21 protein-coding genes and 2 tRNA genes are annotated in these 21,259 nt (G+C 69.6%); 12 read left to right on the top strand and 11 right to left on the bottom strand.

Translation table 11 applies throughout. The features are described 5' to 3' along the window. The 3 genes from ACYVO6_RS43605 to ACYVO6_RS43595 form a co-directional block, all read left to right on the top strand. Positions 1-1,135, top strand: a 1,135-nt coding sequence (locus ACYVO6_RS43605; RefSeq protein ID WP_461071513.1) for an AIM24 family protein, incomplete at its 5' end; no start/stop codon positions are given. Positions 1,136-1,148: 13 nt separating this feature from the next. Next, positions 1,149-1,829, top strand: a complete 681-nt coding sequence (locus ACYVO6_RS43600) for an AIM24 family protein (protein ID WP_461071511.1) — start codon at positions 1,149-1,151, stop codon at positions 1,827-1,829. A 16-nt stretch (positions 1,830-1,845) separates the two neighbouring features. Further along, positions 1,846-2,601 (top strand): AIM24 family protein, encoded by a 756-nt coding sequence (locus tag ACYVO6_RS43595; RefSeq protein ID WP_461071509.1) that lies wholly within the window; start codon positions 1,846-1,848, stop codon positions 2,599-2,601. 56 nt (positions 2,602-2,657) lie between these two features. On the opposite strand, the gene ACYVO6_RS43590 is transcribed toward ACYVO6_RS43595, so the two are convergent. Both ACYVO6_RS43590 and ACYVO6_RS43585 read right to left on the bottom strand, forming a co-directional pair. Then, the gene (locus tag ACYVO6_RS43590) at positions 2,658-3,179 is read right to left on the bottom strand and encodes an NUDIX hydrolase (protein WP_461071507.1); all 522 of its coding nucleotides are present in this window, start codon (positions 3,177-3,179) and stop codon (positions 2,658-2,660) included. Beyond that, positions 3,176-4,621 carry a zinc-dependent metalloprotease gene (locus tag ACYVO6_RS43585; protein ID WP_461071505.1) on the bottom strand — a complete coding sequence of 482 codons (1,446 nt, stop codon included), beginning with the start codon at positions 4,619-4,621 and terminating at the stop codon, positions 3,176-3,178. The genes ACYVO6_RS43590 and ACYVO6_RS43585 overlap by 4 nt, the downstream gene beginning before the upstream one ends. A gap of 192 nt (positions 4,622-4,813) precedes the next feature. On the opposite strand from ACYVO6_RS43585, the gene ACYVO6_RS43580 reads away from it, so the two are divergent. The 4 genes from ACYVO6_RS43580 (at position 4,814) to ACYVO6_RS43565 (ending at position 8,136) form a co-directional block, all read left to right on the top strand. After that, on the top strand, positions 4,814-5,977 hold the full coding sequence (locus ACYVO6_RS43580) for an SDR family oxidoreductase (RefSeq protein WP_461071503.1): 1,164 nt from the start codon (positions 4,814-4,816) through the stop codon (positions 5,975-5,977). 128 nt (positions 5,978-6,105) lie between these two features. Then, positions 6,106-6,564 carry a molybdenum cofactor biosynthesis protein MoaE gene (locus ACYVO6_RS43575; RefSeq protein ID WP_461071501.1) on the top strand — a complete coding sequence of 153 codons (459 nt, stop codon included), beginning with the start codon at positions 6,106-6,108 and terminating at the stop codon, positions 6,562-6,564. 176 nt (positions 6,565-6,740) lie between these two features. Further along, positions 6,741-6,935 (top strand): hypothetical protein, encoded by a 195-nt coding sequence (locus ACYVO6_RS43570; protein WP_461071499.1) that lies wholly within the window; start codon positions 6,741-6,743, stop codon positions 6,933-6,935. A gap of 106 nt (positions 6,936-7,041) precedes the next feature. Then, positions 7,042-8,136 (top strand): YlbL family protein, encoded by a 1,095-nt coding sequence (locus ACYVO6_RS43565; protein ID WP_461071497.1) that lies wholly within the window; start codon positions 7,042-7,044, stop codon positions 8,134-8,136. A gap of 16 nt (positions 8,137-8,152) precedes the next feature. Here the strand turns inward: ACYVO6_RS43565 and ACYVO6_RS43560 are convergent, their stop codons facing one another. Next, a complete protein-coding gene (locus tag ACYVO6_RS43560) occupies positions 8,153-8,710 on the bottom strand; it encodes a PPA1309 family protein (RefSeq protein WP_461071495.1) in 558 nt (185 codons plus the stop codon). Positions 8,711-8,847: 137 nt separating this feature from the next. Between ACYVO6_RS43560 and ACYVO6_RS43555 the strand changes: the two genes are divergently transcribed. The 4 genes from ACYVO6_RS43555 to ACYVO6_RS43540 all read left to right on the top strand — a co-directional run bounded on the left by ACYVO6_RS43555 (position 8,848) and on the right by ACYVO6_RS43540 (position 14,114). Then, positions 8,848-11,778, top strand: a complete 2,931-nt coding sequence (locus ACYVO6_RS43555) for a UPF0182 family membrane protein (RefSeq protein WP_461071527.1) — start codon at positions 8,848-8,850, stop codon at positions 11,776-11,778. A 65-nt stretch (positions 11,779-11,843) separates the two neighbouring features. Next, positions 11,844-11,917 (top strand) — tRNA-Met (locus ACYVO6_RS43550). A 229-nt stretch (positions 11,918-12,146) separates the two neighbouring features. Continuing rightward, positions 12,147-13,970: a tetratricopeptide repeat protein gene (locus ACYVO6_RS43545; protein ID WP_461071493.1), complete on the top strand. Its 1,824-nt coding sequence runs from the start codon at positions 12,147-12,149 to the stop codon at positions 13,968-13,970. 70 nt (positions 13,971-14,040) lie between these two features. Continuing rightward, a tRNA-Met gene (locus ACYVO6_RS43540) sits at positions 14,041-14,114 on the top strand. Between the two features lie 60 nt (positions 14,115-14,174). Here ACYVO6_RS43540 and ACYVO6_RS43535 read toward each other — a convergent pair. The 6 genes from ACYVO6_RS43535 to hisN all read right to left on the bottom strand — a co-directional run bounded on the left by ACYVO6_RS43535 (position 14,175) and on the right by hisN (position 18,990). Continuing rightward, positions 14,175-15,308: an ABC transporter substrate-binding protein gene (locus ACYVO6_RS43535; RefSeq protein ID WP_461071491.1), complete on the bottom strand. Its 1,134-nt coding sequence runs from the start codon at positions 15,306-15,308 to the stop codon at positions 14,175-14,177. After that, positions 15,305-16,177, bottom strand: coding sequence for an ABC transporter permease (locus tag ACYVO6_RS43530; protein ID WP_461071489.1), 873 nt, complete (start codon positions 16,175-16,177; stop codon positions 15,305-15,307). The genes ACYVO6_RS43535 and ACYVO6_RS43530 overlap by 4 nt, the downstream gene beginning before the upstream one ends. Then, positions 16,174-16,941: an ABC transporter ATP-binding protein gene (locus tag ACYVO6_RS43525; protein WP_461071487.1), complete on the bottom strand. Its 768-nt coding sequence runs from the start codon at positions 16,939-16,941 to the stop codon at positions 16,174-16,176. Before ACYVO6_RS43525 ends, ACYVO6_RS43530 begins: the two co-directional genes overlap by 4 nt. Before the next feature lie 140 nt (positions 16,942-17,081). Then, positions 17,082-17,498 carry a Fur family transcriptional regulator gene (locus ACYVO6_RS43520; RefSeq protein WP_461071485.1) on the bottom strand — a complete coding sequence of 139 codons (417 nt, stop codon included), beginning with the start codon at positions 17,496-17,498 and terminating at the stop codon, positions 17,082-17,084. Between the two features lie 145 nt (positions 17,499-17,643). Further along, a complete protein-coding gene (locus ACYVO6_RS43515) occupies positions 17,644-18,036 on the bottom strand; it encodes a CBS domain-containing protein (RefSeq protein WP_461071483.1) in 393 nt (130 codons plus the stop codon). Between the two features lie 153 nt (positions 18,037-18,189). Beyond that, the gene (gene hisN, locus ACYVO6_RS43510) at positions 18,190-18,990 is read right to left on the bottom strand and encodes a histidinol-phosphatase (RefSeq protein WP_461071481.1); all 801 of its coding nucleotides are present in this window, start codon (positions 18,988-18,990) and stop codon (positions 18,190-18,192) included. 197 nt (positions 18,991-19,187) lie between these two features. Between hisN and ACYVO6_RS43505 the strand changes: the two genes are divergently transcribed. Then, on the top strand, positions 19,188-19,799 hold the full coding sequence (locus ACYVO6_RS43505; RefSeq protein WP_461071479.1) for a TetR/AcrR family transcriptional regulator: 612 nt from the start codon (positions 19,188-19,190) through the stop codon (positions 19,797-19,799). Positions 19,800-19,806: 7 nt separating this feature from the next. On the opposite strand, the gene ACYVO6_RS43500 is transcribed toward ACYVO6_RS43505, so the two are convergent. After that, a complete protein-coding gene (locus ACYVO6_RS43500; protein ID WP_461071477.1) occupies positions 19,807-20,130 on the bottom strand; it encodes a DMT family transporter in 324 nt (107 codons plus the stop codon). Positions 20,131-20,241: 111 nt separating this feature from the next. Then, a complete protein-coding gene (gene rsgA, locus ACYVO6_RS43495; RefSeq protein WP_461071475.1) occupies positions 20,242-21,252 on the bottom strand; it encodes a ribosome small subunit-dependent GTPase A in 1,011 nt (336 codons plus the stop codon). Positions 21,253-21,259: the final 7 nt, after the last annotated feature.

The raw sequence follows: 21,259 nt of genomic DNA, 5'->3' as shown, positions 1-21,259 counted from the left end.
CGCGTTCGGCGCCCCGTCGGGCCCCGCAACGCCGGCTCCGGCCCCCGCGCCGCAGCCCGCCCAGGGCTTCGCGCCGCCCCCGGCAGCCACCCCGCCGCAGGCACCCGCACCTCCGGAGCCCACACCCCCCATGCACGCCGCACCGACCATCGCGGCGCCCATGACACCGCCCGGCGGCGGTCCCGTACCGCCTCCGGCACCTGCTCCCGCGCCCTACGGGCAGCCGCCGGACCAGCAGCAGCCTCCGTACGGCCAGCCCCCCGCCCCGAGCGCACCTCTGCCGCCCGGCTATGGACAGCCTCAGGCACCCCAAGCGCCTCAGGCCCCCGCCCCGCCGCCCGGCTATGGTCAGCCGACCCCGCCTCCCGGGTACGGGCAGCAGCCGCCGTTCGGCCAGGTCCCCGGCCAGCAGCCCGGTGCTCCGGCCGCGTCTGCCGGGTACGCCGTACCGCAGGGTGCTCCCCAGGGCGGTGCCGGTGTCGCCGCGGCGCTTCAGCCGTACAAGGAGGCGCCCACCGGGCAGCGCTGGACCCAGCAGAACAAAAAGATGGTCCGTGTCGACCTCGGCATGGGCGGTGAGCAGGCAGTGCTCGCCCGCCAGGGCAGCATGGTGCTCTACCAGGGCAAGGTCGACTTCAGCTACAAGGGCGCCGGATTCTCCGGCCGGATCGTGGGCAACGCGACCGGCCAGGAGATGCAGCTGATGCGCTGTTCGGGCAAGGGCCAGGTGTTCCTCGCCGAGAAGTCCGCCATGCTGCACCCCATCGAGCTGCAGGGCGACGCCATCTGCGTCTCCGCGGAGAACGTTCTCGCGTTCGACGAGACACTCCAGTACGAGGTCCGCCGCGTCGAAGGACACGGCATCCCCGGAGGCGCGCTGTTCACGATGCAGTTCCAGGGGACCGGCACGATCATCGTCAAGACGCAGGGAGCGCCCGTGGTGCTGCCGGTCACGCCGACGACGTTCGCCGACTGCAACGCCGTCGTCGCCTGGTCCGCCGCGTCCCAGGTGATCGTCTCCAGCCAGGTGCGTATGCGCCGCAACGCCTACCCGGGCGACACCGGGGAGAGCGTGAACCTGCAGTTCCGCGGCGCGCCCGGCAATTTCATCGTCATCCAGCCGTACGAGGTCTGAGGGAGCCCGTCACATGAACCAGCAGCTCGCGGGCTTCGCCCCGGCACCCGTTGCCGCACGCATGGAGAACCACGGCAACCACATGCTCAAGGTCGCCATGCAGACCGGAAGCGACCTCCTCGCACGCGTGGGGTCGATGGTCGCCTACGAAGGCTTCGTCCAGTACGAGCCGAACCCGCCGGCCGTGCGCCAGATCGCACGCGACTGGGCCACCGGCGAGGGCGCGCCCCTCATGAAGTGCTCCGGAGACGGCCTGCTCTACCTGGCCGACTACGGAGCGAACGTGGTCGTCATCAACCTCAACGGCGACGGAATCTCCGTCAACGCCACCAACCTGCTCGCCTTCGACGCACACCTCCAGTGGGGCGTCGAACGCGTCAAGGGACTGGCGAAATTCGCCGGACAGGGCCTGTGGAACACCAAGATCACCGGGCAGGGCTGGGTCGCGCTGACCTCCCGGGGCAAGCCCATCGTCGTCGACTGCGGCGGCGGGGACGACGAGACGTACGTCGACCCGGACGCGCTCGTCGCCTGGTCCCCGAACCTCAAGGTGAAGGGCAAGCGCACCTTCAAGGCGGGGTCGCTGATCGGGCGGGGCAGCGGAGAGGCGTACCAGATGGCCTTCTCCGGACAGGGCATCGTCGTCGTCCAGCCCAGCGAGGACAGCACCGACCGCCTCCGACTCCGGGGCTGAGGGGGAGCCACACATCATGCAGAGCCCGCTTTTCGCCTACAACGAGCAGCAGTCCCAGGAGCGCTACAGCCTGCAGAACAAGCAGATGCTGCGCGTCGCCCTGGAGGGCCACGACGACATGCTCGCCCGCAAGGGCACCATGGTCGCCTATCAGGGGCTGGTGGAGTTCGACGCCGAGTACCAGAGTTCCGGTCAGCGGCGCTCCCGCGCGCACACCGGAGAGGGCCTCGACCTGATGCGCTGCCACGGGCAGGGCACCGTCTACCTGGCCAACCTCGCCCAGCACATCCATGTGGTGGACGTCGACCAGGACGGCCTCACCGTGGACAGCAGCTACGTCCTGGCCATGGACTCCTCGCTGCACCACGAGGTGATCGCCGTGGACAGCCAGTACGGCATCTCCGGCTCCGGCAAGTACCAGCTCAACATCTCCGGACGGGGCAAGGCCGCCCTGATGACCTCGGGGATGCCACTGATGATGCAGGTCACCCCCGACCGCTTCGTCAACTGCGACGCCGACGCGATCGTCGCCTGGTCGACGAGTCTGCGTGTACAAATGCAGGCCCAGACGCACTCCTCCGGAGTGTTCCGACGCCGCGGCAACACCGGTGAGGGCTGGGAGCTCAGCTTCATGGGCCAGGGCTACGTGCTCGTCCAGCCCAGCGAGCTGCTGCCGCCGCAGAACGCGACGATCGGCTCCGGCGTCGCCGCCCAGTACGGGGTGGGCCAGCAGGGAGCCCGGGGGCAGAACCAGGGGAACGTCTGGAGTTGAGCCTCCCAGGAGGCAGTTGTAAGGGGCGGCCGCCTTGGCGGCCGCCCCTTACCGGTTCAGAGCCTGGCCCGCGTGGCTGCGAGCAGTCGCACCACGGAGTCGTCCGCCACGTCCGCCACCTCGTCGTACGCGAACCACCGCAGGTCGAGGGACTCGTCGCTGATCTCCTGGACCGCGGCGACCGGCGCCAGCACTGCGTACTGCACGTCGAAGTGACAGTGGCACGGCGGCGGGATCGGGTGCCGGTCGAGCCGTACGGGCCCGCCCGGGAGCAGCGTCAGACCAGCGATGCCCGACTCCTCCGTGGCCTCACGCAGGGCCGCAGCCTTCACAGTCGCGTCCTGAGGCTCGCAATGGCCGCCCATCTGAAGCCACATGCGCAGCTTCTTGTGAAGCGTCAGCAGCACGCGCCCCTTCTCCGGGTCGATGACCAGGGCACTCGCCGTGATGTGCCCGGCCTCGCAGGCCTTCCACATGCCGTCCGGATGGGCCTGAAGATGGTCCAGATACGCCTGTCGCAGCTCTTCCTGGTCCTCGTAGCTCTTCAGTACGAGGACCGCGTCGTCATGGAGGCTCACTCGGCGCCGTCGCCCTTGCCGTCGTCCTTCTTGTCGTCGTTGCCATCCTTCTTGAGGTTCGGCTTCTCGGCGGAGCTGCCCGCGGCCTCCCCGAGCATCTTGTCCAGCTCGGAGAAGTCCAGCTGCTCGCGGTGCACGAAGCCGTCCGGGTCGTCCAGGTCGGAGGCGGTGGGCAGCATGTCCGGGTGCGCCCACAGGGCGTCCCGGCCGTCGACACCGCGCGCGTCCGTGAGCGAGGCCCACAGCCGCGAGGCGTCCCGCAGCCGGCGCGGGCGCAGCTCCAGGCCGATCAGCGTGGCGAAGGTCTGCTCGGCAGGACCGCCCGACGCACGGCGGCGGCGCAGCGTCTCACGCAGCGCGTCCGCGGACGACAGACGCGGCTTTGCCGCCGCGTGCACGACCGCGTCCACCCAGCCCTCGACGAGCGCCAGCGCCGTCTCCAGGCGGGCCAGCGCCGCCTTCTGGGCCGGCGTGTCCTCCGGCTGGAACATGCCCTGCTGGAGCGCGTCCTGAAGCTGCTCCGGGTTGGACGGGTCGAGCTGGCCGACCACGTCCTCCAGCTTGGCCGTGTCGACCTTGATCCCGCGCGCGTAGCCCTCGACCGCCCCGAACAGGTGCGAGCGCAGCCACGGCACATGCGCGAACAGACGCTGGTGGGCGGCCTCGCGCAGGGCGAGGTACAGCCGCACCTCCTCCTTCGGTACGCCGAGATCCTTGCCGAACGCCTCGACGTTCACCGGAAGCAGCGCGGCCCGGCCGGCCGGGCCCAGCGGCAGTCCGATGTCGGTCGAGCCGAAGACCTCGCCCGCGAGCACGCCCACGGCCTGACCGATCTGCGTACCGAACATGGCGCCGCCCATGGAGCGCATCATCCCGATCAGCGGGCCCGCCATGGCCTGCATCTCTTCGGGAAGCACGTCGCCCATGGCCGCGCCGACGCGCTCGGCGACCGGGTCGACGAGCTCCTTCCACACCGGAAGGGTCGCCTCGACCCACTCCGCGCGGCTCCACGCCACCGCGGAGCCGGCGCCGGACGGCAGGGACGTCGCGTCGTCCAGCCACAGGTCGGCCAGGCGCACGGCCTCCTCGACCGCGGAGCGCTCGGCGGGGCCGACACTTGAGTCCTTCGTTCCGTCAGGGGCGCCCTGGGACACCGTCTGGCGGGCGATCTGCTTGGCCATGTCCCAGTTCACCGGGCCGCCCTCGTACGAGAGCATCTGGCCCAGCTGCTGGAACGCGGCGCCCAGATCGTTGGGGTTCATGGAACCGAACATCGCGGCGAACGGGTTGTCGGCGCCGGGTCCGCCGGCTCCGGGGAACCCGAAACCGAACGGGTTGGCCGGTCCCTGGCCACCACCGCTCTGCTGGTCCTTCTTCTTGCCCTCGTCGCCGTCGTCCGGCTCCTCCGGCGGAAGGCCGAATCCGAATGGGGTGTCACTCACGGGATTCCTCGGCTGGTAAGGCCGCCGGTTCTCTCCGACGGCACGGTTGCCCGACAACACCACCCAGCGTAGACACCGCGGCCGGTTCGGGCCTCGATGCTTCGCCGACTCCTGGGCTGCGGCAGGATGGATGCCACCTGGTACGTACGCATCACGCGCGTTCTTACTGAAGACAACCGCTGGAGACGCCCGGTGAGTTCCCCAGATCCACAGGTTCGCGCAGCGCGAAACCCTTCAGCCCACCCGTCGCCCGACCACCGCCCCTCAACGACGGCGCTGCGCGCCGGCGAGTCGTCTGCCGTACGTGGCCCCGTAGTCGCGGTCACCGGCGCCGCCGACGGCATCGGCGCTCTGCTCACCGAGCGGCTCGCCGCCAGCGACGAGATCAAGCAGGTCATCGCCATCGACGAGCGGCGCGGTGAGTGCGCGGACGCCCACTGGCACATCCTCGACGTACGCGACCCGGCGATCGCCGAGAAGCTGCGCGGCGCGGACGTCGTGGTCCATCTGGCGCTCGACCTCGACCTGGAGACCGATCCCGCGGCGCGCACCGCGTACAACGTGCGGGGCACCCAGACCGTGCTCACCGCCGCGGCCGCCGCCGGAGTGCACCGGGTGGTGCTGTGCACCTCGGCGATGGTCTACGGAGCGCTGCCCGACAATGAACTGCCCCTCTCCGAAGACGCTGAACTGCGCGCCACCGCGGAGGCCACGGGCGTCGGCGATCTCCTGGAGATCGAGCGGCTCGCCCGGCGGGCGCCTCGCGCGCATCCCGGGCTCAATGTCACCGTCGTACGGCCCGCCGTGCTCGTCGGAGGCACCGACACGGCCCTCACGCGCTACTTCGAGTCGCCCCGGCTGCTGGTCGTCGCCGGGTCCCGGCCCGCCTGGCAGTTCTGCCACGTCGAGGACCTGTGCAGTGCCCTGGAGTACGCCGTCCTGGAGAAGGCCGACGGGGAACTGGCCGTGGGCTGCGACGGGTGGCTGGAGCAGGAGGAGGTCGAAGAACTCAGCGGGATCCGGCGGATGGAACTGCCCTCGGCCGTCGCCCTGGGGGCCGCGGCCCGGCTCCACCGGATCGGGCTCACGCCGTCGCCGGCCGGAGACCTCGCCTACACGATGTACCCCTGGGTCGTCAGCGGGAGCCGGCTCCATGACGCCGGGTGGCGCCCGCAGTGGACCAACGAGGAGGTCCTCGCCGAGCTCTTGGAGGAGGTCGCCGGGCGGCACACGGTGGCCGGCCGCCGCCTCGGCCGCAAGGACGCCACCGCCGCGGGCGCCGCGGGCGCGACGGTCGCGCTTCTGGGTACGGCCGCGCTGGTCCGCCGGGCGAGGAAGGCCCGGCGGCGGATCTGACGCGGCCGGTGTGCCGGGTTTGTTGCGCTCCCGCCGCCCCACGCGCGCGTGGCAAGTGAACGCCCCCGCGCGCGTGCCCGGAGAAAACGCCATTCCGCGTTGTCAGTGGCGTAGTGCACGATGGGCGTATGGCACCTACGAACGATCACCCCGGTGAGCAGGCGGCGCAGGATCCGATCAAGCTCCTGGCCATTCGGGAAACCGCCCTCTCCGTAGACGAGGTTTTCCGCGCCGTCGGGGACGATGCCTCCGGAGGGACCGCGCTGTTCGTCGGGACCGTCAGGAATCACGACGGGGGAGCGGACGTCGACGCGCTCGGGTACTCCTGCCATCCCAGTGCCGAGGCGGAGATGCGGCGCATAGCCGAGAAGGTGGTCGCCGAGTATCCGGTGCGGGCGCTTGCGGCCGTTCACCGGGTGGGGGATCTCAGGGTCGGGGATCTTGCTGTCGTGGTCGCCGTCTCCTGCCCCCACCGTGGCGAGGCCTTCGAAGCCTGCCGCAAGCTGATCGACGACCTGAAGCACGAAGTGCCGATCTGGAAGCATCAGAAGTTCTCGGACGGTACAGAAGATTGGGTCGGCGCGTAGCGTCGTTGTTGAGGGGTGGTGGTCGGGCGACGGGTGGGTGGGTGGGCTCCTGCTGATCCGCGCGCATACGCGCCTTCCGGTTGCGTAACCCCACCCCTGCCGTGAGCGTTGGACACGGGCATGGTTAATCTGCTGATCAGTCAGTTGCGGTGGCTTCACGGGGTTGGGAGGTCGGCATGGCGGCGCTCGCCTGGTTGCTGATTCCGCTTTTGGCTGCGATCGGTGCCGGACTGTGGGGCACTTGGGCCAGCCGGAACCGCAAGACCATCGGGGACGGCGCCGAACTCGCGGGCTATATGCGCTTCCGCGAGGCCATGGAGAAACAGCACACGGAGAAGCAGCCCATCGAGAAGTCGCACACGGACGCCTGACCACCGGCGCCGAAGCCGCCTGAGACGTCTGCGCCCCGGCCGCCTGGAGGTCCCGTACGGGCGGCCCCGACGGTGCACTGACAGGGTGGTCCCGTACTGTCGTTCCATGCCACGCCGCACCGCGACGATGCTCGCCTCCACCCTGATGCTGATCGCGCTCCTGTGCGCAGGGGTCTTCATCAATGTGCCGTACTCGGAGATGTCACCGGGTCCGACGGTGAACACGCTCGGCGAGCACGACGGCGAGCCGGTGCTCCAGATCTCCGGCCGCAAGACCTACCCGGCGAGCGGCCACCTCAACATGACGACGGTCCGCGTCACGAGCGCCGACTACAAGATGAACCTCGTCGAGGCCGTCTACGGCTGGCTGGCGCACGACAACAAGGTGGTCCCGCACGACACGCTCTACCCCGACGGCAAGACGGAGGAGCAGTCGACGCAGGAGAACGCCGAGGAGTTCAGCCAGTCCCAGGAGACCGCCAAGGTCGCCGCACTCAAGGAGCGGAACATCCCGGTGAAGTCCTGGACCATCGTCTCCTCCGTGCTCAAGGACAGCCCGGCCGAGGGCAAGCTGCACGCGGGCGATGTGATCAAGGCCGTGGACGGTACACCGGTCAAGGCGTACGACGAGGTGGCGGAGCTGGTCACCAAGCACAAGCCCGGCGAGAAGGTCGTCTTCACCATCGTGCCCGCCAAGGAGCAGGCCGCCGCCGAGAAGGAGAACAGGACGGCGACGAAGACCGAGGACATCACCATCACCACGACGAAGTCGGACGACGACGGTGAGGAGCGCGCGATAGTCGGCATCGCGGCCGGGACCGATCACACGTTCCCGTTCACCATCGACATCAAGCTCGCCGACGTCGGTGGCCCGAGCGCCGGCCTGATGTTCGCCCTCGGTATCGTCGACAAGCTCACCCCGGGCGACCTCACCGGCGGCAAGTTCGTGGCCGGCACCGGCACCATCGACGACGACGGCAAGGTCGGCCCCATCGGCGGCATCGAGATGAAGACGGTCGGCGCTCGCGCACAGGGTGCCGAGTACTTCCTGACGCCCAAGGACAACTGCGCGGCAGCCGCCCGGGACATCCCCGACGGGCTCACTCTCGTCAAGGTCGACACCCTCGACGACGCGATGAACGCCCTCAAGGACATCCGGGGCGGCAACACCGACGACCTGCCCCAGTGCACGAAGAGCTGAGCCGGCTCGTGAAGTACTACTCCGCGAACGTCGCCGCCAGCGCCTCCGCCAGCCCCGGCACCAGATCGGAGCCGGTGAGGACCTCGGTCGCCGCGTCCTTCTCGCGCAGCCGCAGTGCCGACTCGCGCTTCCCGCCGCGCAGCACCCCGACGGTCATCCGGACCTCCTGGCGCTCGGGGTGCTCGGCGACCCACTGCGCCAGACGCTTCTCGTCGAGACCGTCCGGAACCGACGCCTCCGCGGACGGCGGCAGCATCAGCCGCTCCACGGACAGCGCGCAGCCGGCCACCGCGTCCGGCCAGGCGATGGTGCCGAGAAACTCGTCAAGGGGGCTGCCCGCGGGGAGTTCCTCCTGTTCGATGGGGGTAAGAGCGCCGGCGGGAGCGTCGTCGGCGAGACCGAGACGTGCCGCGAGACCGGGCTCCTCGGAGCGCAGTTGAGCGGTGTCGACCAGCGCGAAGAGCCGTGCGGGCTGGTCCCAGCCGAGCCCGGAGACGTACTCGTCGATTTCGAGGACGGCACGGGTCAGGGGACCGGCCGCCATGGGGGTGCCTGTGGAGGCGGTGTTGGACATGGTCACAATCCTGCCTCGTTGGGACCCGGAACCGGGAACCGAGTAAAGCGTCAGTAAGTTGCATAGATGTGGCCCTGCGTTCGCCGGGCCCAAAAAGACCCAGACCGAACTTCGAGGTGCACACCTTGGCTTTCCAGATGCCGGACCGCGGCGGAGGCCCGACGGGGCCACGGATCAGAGTGGGCCGACCGTCCCGGCGCGTCCGGACCCTGCTCATGACACTGGGCGTACTGGCCGTGCTGGCCATGGCGTTCGTCATGTTCGCGGGGTTCTGGACGGACTTGCTCTGGTACCGATCGGTCAAGTACTCCTCAGTCTTCACGACCACCCTGTGGACCAAGATCGGCCTGTTCTTCGTCTTCGGACTGCTGATGGCCCTGGCCGTCGGCGTGAACATCTGGCTGGCCCACCGGCTCAGGCCGCCACTGAGCGCCATGTCGATGGAGCAACAGAGCCTCGACCGCTACCGCATGGGCGTGGCCCCGTACAAGAAGTGGATCCTGTTCGGGATCACCGCCCTCATCGGGCTGATCGCGGGCGCCTCCGCGTCAGGCCAGTGGCGTACGTGGCTGATGTGGGTGAACGGAGTGTCCTTCAACCAGAAGGACCCCCAGTTCCACCTCGACGTCTCCTTCTACGCCTTCGACCTGCCCTGGTACCGCTTCCTGGTGGGCTTCGGCTTCGCCGCCACGATCCTGTCGGTGATCGCCGCCGCCCTGACCCACTACCTGTACGGCGGACTGCGGATCACCAGCCCCGGAGCGCGTGCCACGGCCGCGGCCACCGGTCATCTCTCCGTGCTGCTCGGCCTGTTCGTCGCGTTGAAGGCGGTCGCGTACTGGCTCGACCGGTACGGACTCGCCGTGAAATCCAGCGACTTCAAGGCGACGGACAACTGGACGGGCCTCAGGTACGTCGACGCCAACGCGTACCTGCCGGCCAAGACCATCCTGTTCTGCATCGCCGTGATCTGCGCTCTCCTGTTCTTCGCCACGCTGTGGCGGCGCACCTGGCAACTGCCGCTGATCGGCTTCGGTCTGCTGGTTCTCTCGGCGCTGCTGATCGGCGGGCTGTACCCGGCGATCGTGCAGCAGTTCCAGGTCAAGCCGAACGAGCAGGCCAAGGAGACCTCGTACATCGAGAAGAACATCGAGGCAACGCGCAAGGCGTACGGCATCGACGGCGTCAAGATCGACGAGATCTCGGGCACAGGGAACGGCGGTGACGCCAAGCAGCAGCGCGATCAGGCCGATTCGGTCGCGAGCTACCGGCTGAACGACCCGAACGTGGTCTCGCCGACGTTCCAACAGTTGGAGCAGGAGCGGAAGTACTACCAGTTCCCGACCACGCTGGACATCGACCGGTACAACGGCCAGGACACGATCATCGGTCTGCGTGAGCTGAACCTCGACCGAGTCGACAAGAAGAACTGGATCAACCAGCACTTCATCTACACGCACGGGTACGGCGCCATCGCGGCCAAGGGCACCGAGATCCAGCCGGGTTCCGAGGGCTCCCCGGCCTTCACCGAGCAGGGCCTGCCCACCACTGGCACCGGCGCCTTCAACAAGGGCTACGAGCAGCGCATCTACTTCGGCGAGAAGACCACCCAGTACTCGATCGTGGGCGGCCCCCAGAAGGAGCTCGACTACGAGGAGGCTGGCGGCCAGAAGACGTACCAGTACAAGGGCGACGGCGGTATCGATCTGTCGAACCCGCTGAACCGCGCCGCGTACGCGGCCGCCTTCAGCGAGCCGCAGATGCTGTACTCAGGCGCCATCGGCGAGGGGTCGAAGATCCTCTACAACCGCACGCCGAAGGAGCGCGTCGAGGCGGTCGCGCCTTGGCTGACCATCGACGGTGACGCCTATCCGACCGTCATCGGCAAGCGGGTCGTGTGGGTCGTCGACGCGTACACCACCACGAACGGCTATCCGTACGCGTCGCGCACGACCCTCGGCGACACCACCACGGACGCGCTTACGGACGAGGACAGCCAACGCACGGTGGTCGCCCAGCAGAACCAGGTCAACTACATCCGCAACTCGGTGAAGGCGACCGTCGACGCGTACGACGGCAGCGTCAACCTCTACACGTGGGACGAGAAGGACCCGGTCCTGAAGACGTGGAAGAAGGCGTATCCGGGCACGGTCAAGGCGAAGGCCGACATCCCGGCCGAGCTGAAGGAGCATCTGCGCTACCCGCAGGACCTGTTCAAGGTGCAGCGCGAGCAACTGGGCATCTACCACGTCACCAACGCCGACCAGTTCTACAACGCGAGTGACGTGTGGCAGGTGCCGAACGACCCGACGAGCCGAAAGGACAGCGTCGCCGTACCGCCGTACTACCTGTCGCTGAGGATGCCCGGCGACGACCAGCAGCGGTTCTCGCTGACGACCACGTTCACCCCGAGCGGACGGCCGAACCTGGCCGCGTACATGGCGGTGGACGCGGATGCGAGCAGCGACCAGTACGGCACGATGCGGCTGCTCAGAGTCACCGGCGAGTCCGAGGTGGACGGACCGGTGCAGTGGCAGAGCAAGTTGAGTTCGATGCCGGCGGTCCAGGAGTTCACGCGTAACGCGGAGACGTCGAAGTCGAACATGATCTTCGGAAATCTGCTCGCGGTGCCCATGGACGCCGGATTCCTGTACGTCGAACCGATCTATGTACAGGGCAGCAACGCCGAGTATCCGCTGCTGAAGAAGGTCGCGGTGTCGTACGGAGGCACCACCGCCTTCGAGGACACGCTCAGCGAGGCGCTCGACAAGGTCTTCGCCACGGAGGCCACGCCCCCGCCACCGGACGAGGGCGAGGACACCACCGAGCCACCACCGGCGACGGGTGACACAACGGTCCAACAGGCGCTCGACGACGCCCAGGAGGCCTACGAAGCCGGCCAGGAAGCCCTCAAGAACGGCGACTGGGAGGCGTACGGCCGGGCGCAGAAGGACCTCGAGGAAGCGCTGCAACGGGCCGAGGAGGCCCAGGCCCAGCCCGACAACACCGGTGGTGAGGGCGCGGGCAACGGCGGCGACAACCCCGAAGGGAGCAGCGGAAGCGGCTGACCAGCGGCTGTCAGCGACTGAGTGAAAGGCCCGTCCCGCGCCGTGATACGGTTGCCGAACAACGGCGCGGGGTGGAGCAGCTCGGTAGCTCGCTGGGCTCATAACCCAGAGGTCGCAGGTTCAAATCCTGTCCCCGCTACTGAAGACGAAGGGCCCGAATTCTCAAGGGGATTCGGGCCCTTCGGCGTGTGTGGATCGTGTGTGTGTTCCTCATCCGAGCAGAGTTGCCCCAACAAAGGCCGCTCCATGCGGGGAGAGTTGAGAAATCTGTGTTTGACTTGTCTCTCTGTGGGCATGTCGACAAAACGCTGAAGTGACCTCACTGGCTGCGGTATACCAGGTGTACCCAGGTTGCAGGTGGTGCGACGATGGACGTTATGGGGGACAAGGCAACTCTGTTGGAGACAGGGCGATTTGTGCAGCCCTCCGACCGGGACGAGGCCGGCGAGGCTGCGGAGGAGGCACGCCATCGGCTCGCCGCCGAAGCCGGCGACGTCGAGGCGATGAGCGTCCTCGGAAGCCTGCTGCTGCGCCGCGGCGATCTCGACGGAGCCGAGCCTCAGCTGCGTGCTGCCACCGCCGCCGGTGACCGTGCCGCCGCCAACAACCTGGGTGTCCTCCTGCACCAGCGCGGATACGCCGACGAGGCCGCCGGCTGGTGGCGGATCGCCGCCGTCGCCGGATCGGCTGCCGCCGCGCACGCGCTCGGCCGCCACCACCGTGAGCGCGGCGACGAGCCCGCCGCCGAGTACTGGCTGCGCCAGTCCGCCGAGCAGGGCCACACCCTCGGTGCGTACGCGCTCGCCGACCTCCTCGAGCACCGCGGTGACGCCGGCGCCGAGACATGGATGCGGGTCGCCGCCGAGCGTGGCCACCGCGAGGCGGCGTACCGGCTCGCCCGCGCGCTGGACCGGCGGGCTGCCGCAGGCGAGCCCGCAAAGTCCGGAGAGCAGGGCGGCGCCGACAAGAGTGCCGGGCTGTCCGTGATGGCCGAGGCCGAGCAGTGGTACCGGCAGGCCGCCGCGCGCGGGCACCGCAGGGCCGCGCTGCACCTCGGCGTCATCCTGGAGAAGCGCGGGAAGCTCAAGGAGGCCGGGCGCTGGTATCTGACGTCCGCCAAGGACGGCGAGGCACGCGCCGCCTGCGCGCTCGGGTTCCTGCTGCGGGACGCGGGCGACACCGACAGCGCCGCCGTGTGGTGGCTGCGCGCCGCCCAGGACGGCGACGGGAACGCCGCCAACGCCCTGGGCGCGCTGCACGCCGAGCGCGGCGAGACACAGACCGCCGAGCGCTGGTACCGCGCCGCGATGGACGCCGGCGATGTGAACGGCGCGTACAACCTCGCCCTGCTCTGCGCCGAGCAGGGGCGGACCGGGCAGGCCGAGCAGTGGTACCGGCGTGCGGCGTACGCGGGACACCGCGAGGCGGCCAACGCGCTGGCGATCCTGCTGCTCCAGGTCGGCGACGCGGCCGGGGCCGAGCCCTGGTTCTCCAAAGCCGCGGAGGCCGGCAGCGTCGACGCCGCGTTCAACCTCGGGATCCTGCACGCGAGCCGGTGCGAGGACGCCGCGGCGCTGCGGTGGTACGAGCGGGCCGCTGCCGCCGGGCACACCGAGGCCGCGCTCCAGGTCGGGATCGCCCGGCTGCGGGACGGGGACGAGCGGGAGGCCGAGCGGCATCTGCGCTGCGCCGCCGGCGGGGGCAGCCCGGAGGCGGCATACCGGCTGGCTGCCGTGCTCGACGCCCGTCGGCCGCCCGCGTCCACGCATGAACTGGGAGAGCCGGCGACCGAGAAGAGCGAGTGCGAGGAGTGGTACGAGCGAGCTGCCTCTCAGGGACATCGACGGGCCCAGGTGCGGGTCGGAATGCTGGCCTCCGCCCGTGGGGACGTGGTCGAAGCGGCTCGGTGGTATCGGGAGGCTGCCGAGGCCGGTTCCCGGAACGGTGCGTTCAACCTTGGGCTGTTGCTCGCCCGCGAGGGCAGTGAGCCGGAGGCTGCCCTGTGGTGGACTCGGGCCGCCGATGCGGGGCATGGGCGGGCGGCTTTGCGGCTTGCCCTCGTCTACGCGCGTCGGGGCGAGCTTGCGGAGGGGCAGCGGTGGGCTGACCGGGCCGTGTCGCTGGGCCCTGAGGAGGTTTCCGAGCGGGCGGCTCGGCTGCGCGATGCGCTGGGCGAGGAGCTGTCCGCCTGACCCGCCCGCAGGCCGCCCGCACAGCGATTTGCACTGGTCGACCCTGTTGACGTAACGTTCAGTTCATCGCCGCGGGGTGGAGCAGCTCGGTAGCTCGCTGGGCTCATAACCCAGAGGTCGCAGGTTCAAATCCTGTCCCCGCTACTGAAGGCCGAAGGCCCGGAACCGATCGGTTCCGGGCCTTCGGTGTGTTCAAGAGTCCGTTCAGGGCCGGTGGCCCACTGCCTCCCCGTACAGCGCGCGGTCGACCAGGCGGGACTCCGGCAGCGGGTCGCCCTCCGAGACGCCCGCCGCGCGGTACGCGGACTGGAGGCGGTTCGTCGTCCCCGCGCGGATCTCCCAGTCCATGCGGAGCGAGGGCGTCGACTCCAGGACCGTACGGTCCGTCTTCATGAGCTTGGCCAGCTCGGCCACGAAGGCCGGGTCCTTCTTGTAGTCGTCGGCGAAGTACGTGTTGATCGTGCGGATGTACGCCCGCAGCAGCGCGACCCCCGCGTCCACGTCGTCCTTCAGCAGGTTCGGGCCGAACAGCATGCCGCCCAGCGGTTCGCCCGCGGGCTGGCCGCCGAGGAAGGCGTAGCGGTCGTCGCCGTCGACCTTGCGCCAGACCGGGTCGAGGAGCCAGGCGGAGTCGACGCCTCCGTTCTGCAGGGCGGTGAGGACGTCGGCCGAGCCGAGCGCCTGGAACTGGACCTTGTCGAGGCCGCCGCCGTGCTTCTTCAGGGCCGTGTTCATGGGGTACGCGATGACCGAGCCCTTGCCGATCATCGTGCCGAGCTTGCGGTCGGCCATGGGGACGCGCGACGCGCTCTCACCGTCCTTCAAGCGCACCCACAGGCCGCTCTTCGACTTCGGGTCGGGCGAGAAGTTCCCGGCGACCCACTTGATGTCGAAGCCGCTGTTGACGCCGTTGATCACGGCGGCCTCAGGAGCGGCCCACTGGGCATCGACGTCGCCCTTCGCGAGCAGCGGCAGCGCGTCCGGCGTCGGCAGCACCTTCAGCGTGACGTCGAGGCCCTCCTTCTTGAACTCGCCCTTCGCCACCGCCGCTTGAAGCGGAGCCACGTACTCCGCACTGAGCGTGCCCGTCGCGATCGTCAGCTTCCGGCGCTCGGTCAGAGGCTGTGGGGCCGGGGTGCCCTCGGCGCAGCGCGCGGGGGCACGGTCCGCCGCCAGGTCGGCCGGATCCGTCCAGCCCCCGTCCCCGCAGCCGGACACCGCCTTGATGGTGCGCGGCTCGGACGCCCCCGCACCATCCCCGGACTCCTGGGCGGCACACCCCGCCGAAACCAGCAGCGCACCCACAGCCAGCACGGCACCGCATGCGAAACGCCTCATGACTGCCCCCGTCCCCGGTCGCGCGGCGCCCACGGAGTGAGCAACCGCCCCAGCACCCGTACCAGTTCGGAAAACACGACGCCGAGCATGGCGACGCAGACGATCCCGACGAACATCACGTCGTTCTGGAAGAGCGCCCGTGAGTCGAAGATCAGATGGCCCAGACCGTTCGCCGCGGCGATCTGCTCCGAGGCGACGATGACCAGCACCGCCACCCCCGCCGCGATCCGCGCGCCCACCAGGACCGCCGGCAGTGAGGCCGGCAGCAGCACATGCCGGAACATCTGCCAGGACGACGCTCCGAAGACCTGTCCCGCGTCGCGATACCCGGAAGGGATCGCCATCACGGCCGACATCGTGGAGATCCACACGAAGAAGAAGACGGTGGCCGCCACCAGTGCCACCTGCGGGCCCTCGCCGAGCCCGAACATGTTCAGGAAGACCGGCAGCAGGGCGAGCTTCGGTACGACGTACAGCGCGTCCAGAAGCGGCTCGAGTGCCGCGCGTACGAGGGAGAGCGAGCCCATCAGCAGGCCCAGCGCATAGCCCGAGGCCGTGCCGATCGCGTATCCGGCCAGTACGCGCTTGAGGGTGGCCCACACGTCCGGCCACAGGTCGCCGGCCGCCGCGCGGTCCCAGCCGTCGGCCAGGATCGTGGTGGGTGCCGGGTAGACGCGGTCGTCGATCCAGGCCTGGGCGGCGGCCAGTTGCCACAGCAGGACCAGCGCCAGGGGCACGGCGATGGCGAGGGACAGCTCCAGGGTGCGGCGCCTGCGGTGGGTGCGTACGGGGTGCAGCTCCCGTGGGCCCGGGCGGCGGACCAGTACGGCTGCCGAATCGGTACGTTCCTTGCGTACGGCCGTGTTCATGCGGGCACCGCCTCCGGGCGCAGCAGTTGCCACAACTCGCTCTTCAGGGCGGTGAATTCGGGGGCCGAGCGGACCTCGCCGGAGCGTGGGCGCGGGAACGGCGGGCGGCGTTCGGCGATGAACCGGCCCGGGCGCGCGGACATCACCAGGACGCGGTCGCCGAGGACGATCGCCTCCTCCAGGCTGTGCGTGATGAAGAGGGTCGTCGTGCGGGTCGTCTGGGTGAGCTCCAGAAGCTCGTCCTGGAGGATCATGCGCAGTTGGGCGTCGAGCGCGGCGAACGGCTCGTCCATCAGCAGAATCTCGGGCTCCACCGCCAGCGCACGGGCGATCGCCACGCGCTGGCGCATCCCGCCGGAGAGCGTGGCCGGATACGCGGAGGCGAAGTCCGCGAGGCCCAGGCGCGCGAGCCAGTCGCGGGCCCGGGCGTTCGCCTCGCGGCGCGGGAGGCGCTGGATGTCCAGGCCGAAGCGGACGTTCGCCAGGACGGTCTTCCAGTCGTAGATGCCGTAGTCCTGGAAGATCATGGCGGCTGGGCGGGAGCTGGTGGTGCGGATCGCCAACTCTCCTGTGCTGGGGCGCAACAGGCCTGAGGCGATGCGGAGGAGTGTGGACTTTCCGCAGCCGGACGGGCCGACGATGCAGACGAACTCGCCGGGAGCGACGGTCAGGTCCAGTGGGCCCAGGGCGTCCACGGCCGAGGGGCCCCGGCCGAAGGTCCGGCTCAGATCAGTGGCTTGGAGTTTCGGGTGCGGCTCTCCCACGGTGTCTCCTCGCGGAGTGCGGTACGGACTGGTGGGCGACGTCGACGATATGACGGCCCGTCAGATTCGGGAAGTCCGCGCGCAGCAGAAAGCCCCGGCTCCCATGGGGTGCCGGGGCTTGAAGGAGTCGTACCTGCGGATCAGGCCGCCGCGCAGTTCGGGCACACGCCCCGGTACGTCACCTCGACCGCCGAGACCGTGAAGCCGAAGCGCTCGGAGTCGGGGAGGTCGGTCAGCGGGTCGCCGCTCGGGTGGACATCGCGGATCGCGCCGCACTGGGCGCAGACCAGGTGGTGGTGCGGGCGGTGCGCGTTCGGGTCGTACCGCTTGGCGCGCTTGTCCGTGGCGACCTCGAGCACCTCGCCGAGCGAGACCAGCTCACCCAGCGTGTTGTAGACGGTCGCGCGGGAGATCTCGGGCAGCTTGGCGACGGCGCGCGCATGGACCTCGTCGGCCGTCAGGTGGACATGGTCGCCGTCGAGGACCTCGGCCACGACGCGCCGCTGCGCGGTCATGCGCCAGCCACGTCCGCGCAGTCGTTCCAACAGGTCACTCATAAAGCGCAGTCTAACAGCAGGTGAAGCCAATCCCGAACGGGTGTGATTTTGGAGCACTACTCGATTTGGACTTTATCCAGAGTGACGGCGCAAACGGGCCGGATCCCTGCGCAGGTCAGGGCACGGCTCCGGCCCGCTGCGCCGCTCAAGCCGGTGCGTGCTGCCGTAGCGGGGCCCAGCAGCGGATGATGTCGCGGACCGAGACGATGCCGATGGGCTCGCCGTGGTCGAGGACGATCAGATGCCGGAAGCCGCCGTGCGCCATGGCGTGCGCCGCCTCCTCCAGCGTCCAGGACGGTGCGGCGAACACGACGTCGGTGGTGGTGTGGGCGTGTGCCCGCTCGGCGTCCGGGCTCTGGCCCAGGCCGACGGAGTTGAGGATGTCGCGCTCGGTGAGGATGCCGAGCCCGCTGTCGTCGGGGTCGAGGACCACGGCCGCGCCGACGCGTCGTGCGGACATCAGCGCGGCGGCCTGCCGGAGGGTGTGATCGGGTCCGATGGTGAGGACCACCGTGCTCATGGCGTCGCGGACGAGCATGGACAGAGCCACCTCCTACGAATCCGTTCGTTAACGGATTCACAAGTTCACAAGTGTGGGGACTCTCAGAGTCGCAGTTAAAAGGTGGGTCAACAAGAGGGCGCGTACGGACGCTTTGGGACGCGCTGTCTTCCGGTTAGCGCCACAGGTGTCTCAGTAGCGGTGGTTCAGATAGCCCAGCAGCTCGTCGTGGAGGATGCCGTTCGACGCGGCGGCGTTGCCGCTGTGCGGGCCCGGGCGGCCGTCGAGTCCGGTGAAGCTGCCGCCCGCCTCGGTCACGATGATCGCGTTCGCCGCCATGTCCCACAGCGACAGCTCGGGCTCCGCGCAGATGTCGACCGAGCCCTCGGCGACCATCATGTACGGCCAGAAGTCGCCGTACGCGCGCGTGCGCCACACCTCGCGGGTCAGGTCCAGGAAGCCGTCCAGCAGGCTCCGCTCCTCCCAGCCGCCCAGCGAGGAGTACGCGAAGGAGGCGTCCGATATGCGCGAGACCCGTGAGACATGCAGCCGGGTCGCCGAGGACAGGCTGCGCCCGCTGAACGCGCCGTGGCCCTTCGCGGCCCACCAGCGGCGGCCGAGCGCGGGCGCCGAAACGACGCCGACGACCGGCTGGTAACCGCCTTCGCTCGCCTCCATCAGCGCGATCAGAGTGGCCCATACCGGCACCCCGCGTACGTAGTTCTTGGTGCCGTCGATCGGGTCGATCACCCAGCGGCGCGGGCCCGTGCCCTCGACGCCGTACTCCTCGCCGAGGACCGCGTCCCGCGGCCGGGCCCGCTGGAGGTGGCCGCGGATCAGCTCCTCGGCGGACTTGTCGGCCTCGCTCACCGGCGTCAGGTCCGGCTTGGTCTCGACCTTGAGGTCGAGCGCCTTGAAGCGGTCCATGGTCGCGGCGTCGGCGGCGTCCGCCAGGACATGGGCGAGGCGCAGGTCATCGCGATAGTCGGGCATGCCCGCACCGTATCTGCCCCGTTCGGCCCAGGGCCATACCGTCCGGGTGGTCGCTACAGGACCTCCCCGCCGAAGTCGTGATCACTTCGTCCGCGCAGATGTCGACGTACGCCCCCTTGATGCCGTCGCGAACCCTTGACAGTGCCCCTGTCCGCGTCAACTCTGAGCGCAGAGCCGATCGCCCCAGGGAGGCGACGATGCCTGCAGCCCGGGAATCCCTTCTCGATGCCGCCTATACGTCGCTTGCGCGCCGCTCGTGGTCCACGGTGCGGATGGTCGATGTGGCCGCCGTGGCCGGGGTCTCGCGGCAGACCCTCTACAACGAGTTCGGCAGCAAGGAGGGGCTCGCGCGGGCCCTCGTACGGCGGGAGGCCGACGCGTATCTCGCGGGCGTGGAGCGCGCTCTGGTGAGCCATGGCGAGCCGCGTGAGCGGTTGGCGGCGATCGCGGAGTGGACCGCTTCGGCGGCTCGCGGGAACCCCTTGGTGCGGGCCGTGCTCACCGGGTGCTGGAGCGAGCGGCTGCCGTCGCCGACGCTGTCCGCCGTGCCGTCCTCCTCCGCAGTGCCGGCGCAGCGGAGGGCCGACGGGCCGTTGCCGTCGCCGGGGGACTTCGTGCAACTGGTACGGGACCGGGCGGTCGCGGCGCTTACGGCGCCGGGGGCCACGAAATCGGAGTCGGCGGAATTGGCGAGGGCCTGTGAGCTGGTGGTGCGGCTGGGCTTGTCGTGCGTGCTGGCCCCTGCCGGGGAGGGCGGTACGGCGGGGCTGGTCCGGGACGCGTTGGCGACTGTGCGGGTGGTGAGTTGAGTGGCGCTCAGTGCGACGAGCCCGACAGCTGCAAGCCGATCACTCCCACGATCACCAGCGTGATCGAGACGATCTTCAAAGTGGAGACCAGGTCGCCCAGGAAGACCATGCCGTAGATCGCGGTGCCGGCCGCGCCGATGCCCGTCCAGACCGCGTACGCGGGGCCGACGTCGAGCTTCTTCAGGGAGAGGGTGAGGAGGCCGAAGCTGCCCAGGGCGAAGATCGCGAAGGCGATCGTCGGCCAGAGCCTGGTGAAGCCGTGCGAGAGTTTCAAACAAACCGCGAAGCCGGTCTCCAAGAGTCCGGCCACGACAACCAGCAGCCACGCCATGTGATGCCCTCCCACGCTCCGTGACCGCTTCATCTGGCTTGGGTCCCGCTTGGTGCGATTATGCCTTTACCGTCGTGGCGGGGATGCAAACAAAGCTGAGGTCACCGGCGATCAGTCGCCCTCGCGCCGCTCACGCGTAGCGAGCAGCCGGCGCAGCGAGTAGAGCCGGGCCGGATCCGCGTGACCCTCGGCCACCCACTCGTCCAGCGCGCAGTCCGGCTCGTCGTGGCTGCACGCCCGCGGGCAGCCCTCCGTCCCCGGCTCCAGGTCCGGGAAGGCGTGGATGACACGGGACGGGTCCACGTGGTGCAGCCCGAAGGACCGCAGGCCCGGAGTGTCGATCAACCAGCCGTCATCGTCCGGCAACGGCAGCGCGAGCGCCGATGTCGTCGTGTGCCGCCCGCGGCCCGTCACCGCGTTCACGACCCCCGTCGTACGCCGCCGCTCCTTGGCCACGAGCGCGTTGACCAGCGTCGTCTTGCCGACGCCCGAATGCCCCACGAACGCCGTGATCTTGCCGTCCAACTGCTTGCGCACCCGGTCCACCGCCTCCCCGCTCTCCAGTTCCGCACGGCTGGTCACGACATACGGAACACCCAACGCCCCGTACAGCTCAAGGAGTTCGTCCGGCGGGGCGAGGTCCGACTTGGTGAGCACGAGGAGCGGGTCGAGACCGCCGTCGTACGCGGCGACCAGGCAGCGGTCGATCAGGCGGGGGCGCGGCTCCGGGTCGGCGAGGGCGGTGACGATCGCCAGCTGGTCGGCGTTGGCGACGACCACACGCTCGTACGGATCGTCGTCGTCGGCCGTGCGGCGCAGGACTGAGGTGCGCGGTTCGATGCGGACGATACGGGCCAGGGTGTCCTTCTTGCCGGTGAGGTCGCCGACGATGGCCACCCGGTCGCCGACGACCGCGGCCTTGCGGCCCAGTTCGCGGGCCTTCATGGCGTACACCACGCGGTCCTCGACGAGACACGTCAGCCGGCCCCGGTCGACCGTGAGGACCATGCCCTCCGCCGCGTCCTCGTGCTTGGGCCGGATGTTCGTACGCGGCCTGCTGCCCTTGCGGCCCGGGCGGGTGCGGATGTCGTCCTCGTCGGTGTGCTTGCCGTAGCGGCGCATGGTCCGT

Source organism: Streptomyces pseudoechinosporeus (assembly GCF_054783935.1).
Note: the sequence above shows the minus strand (reverse complement) of the source record. Positions and strands in the feature narration are given on the sequence as shown.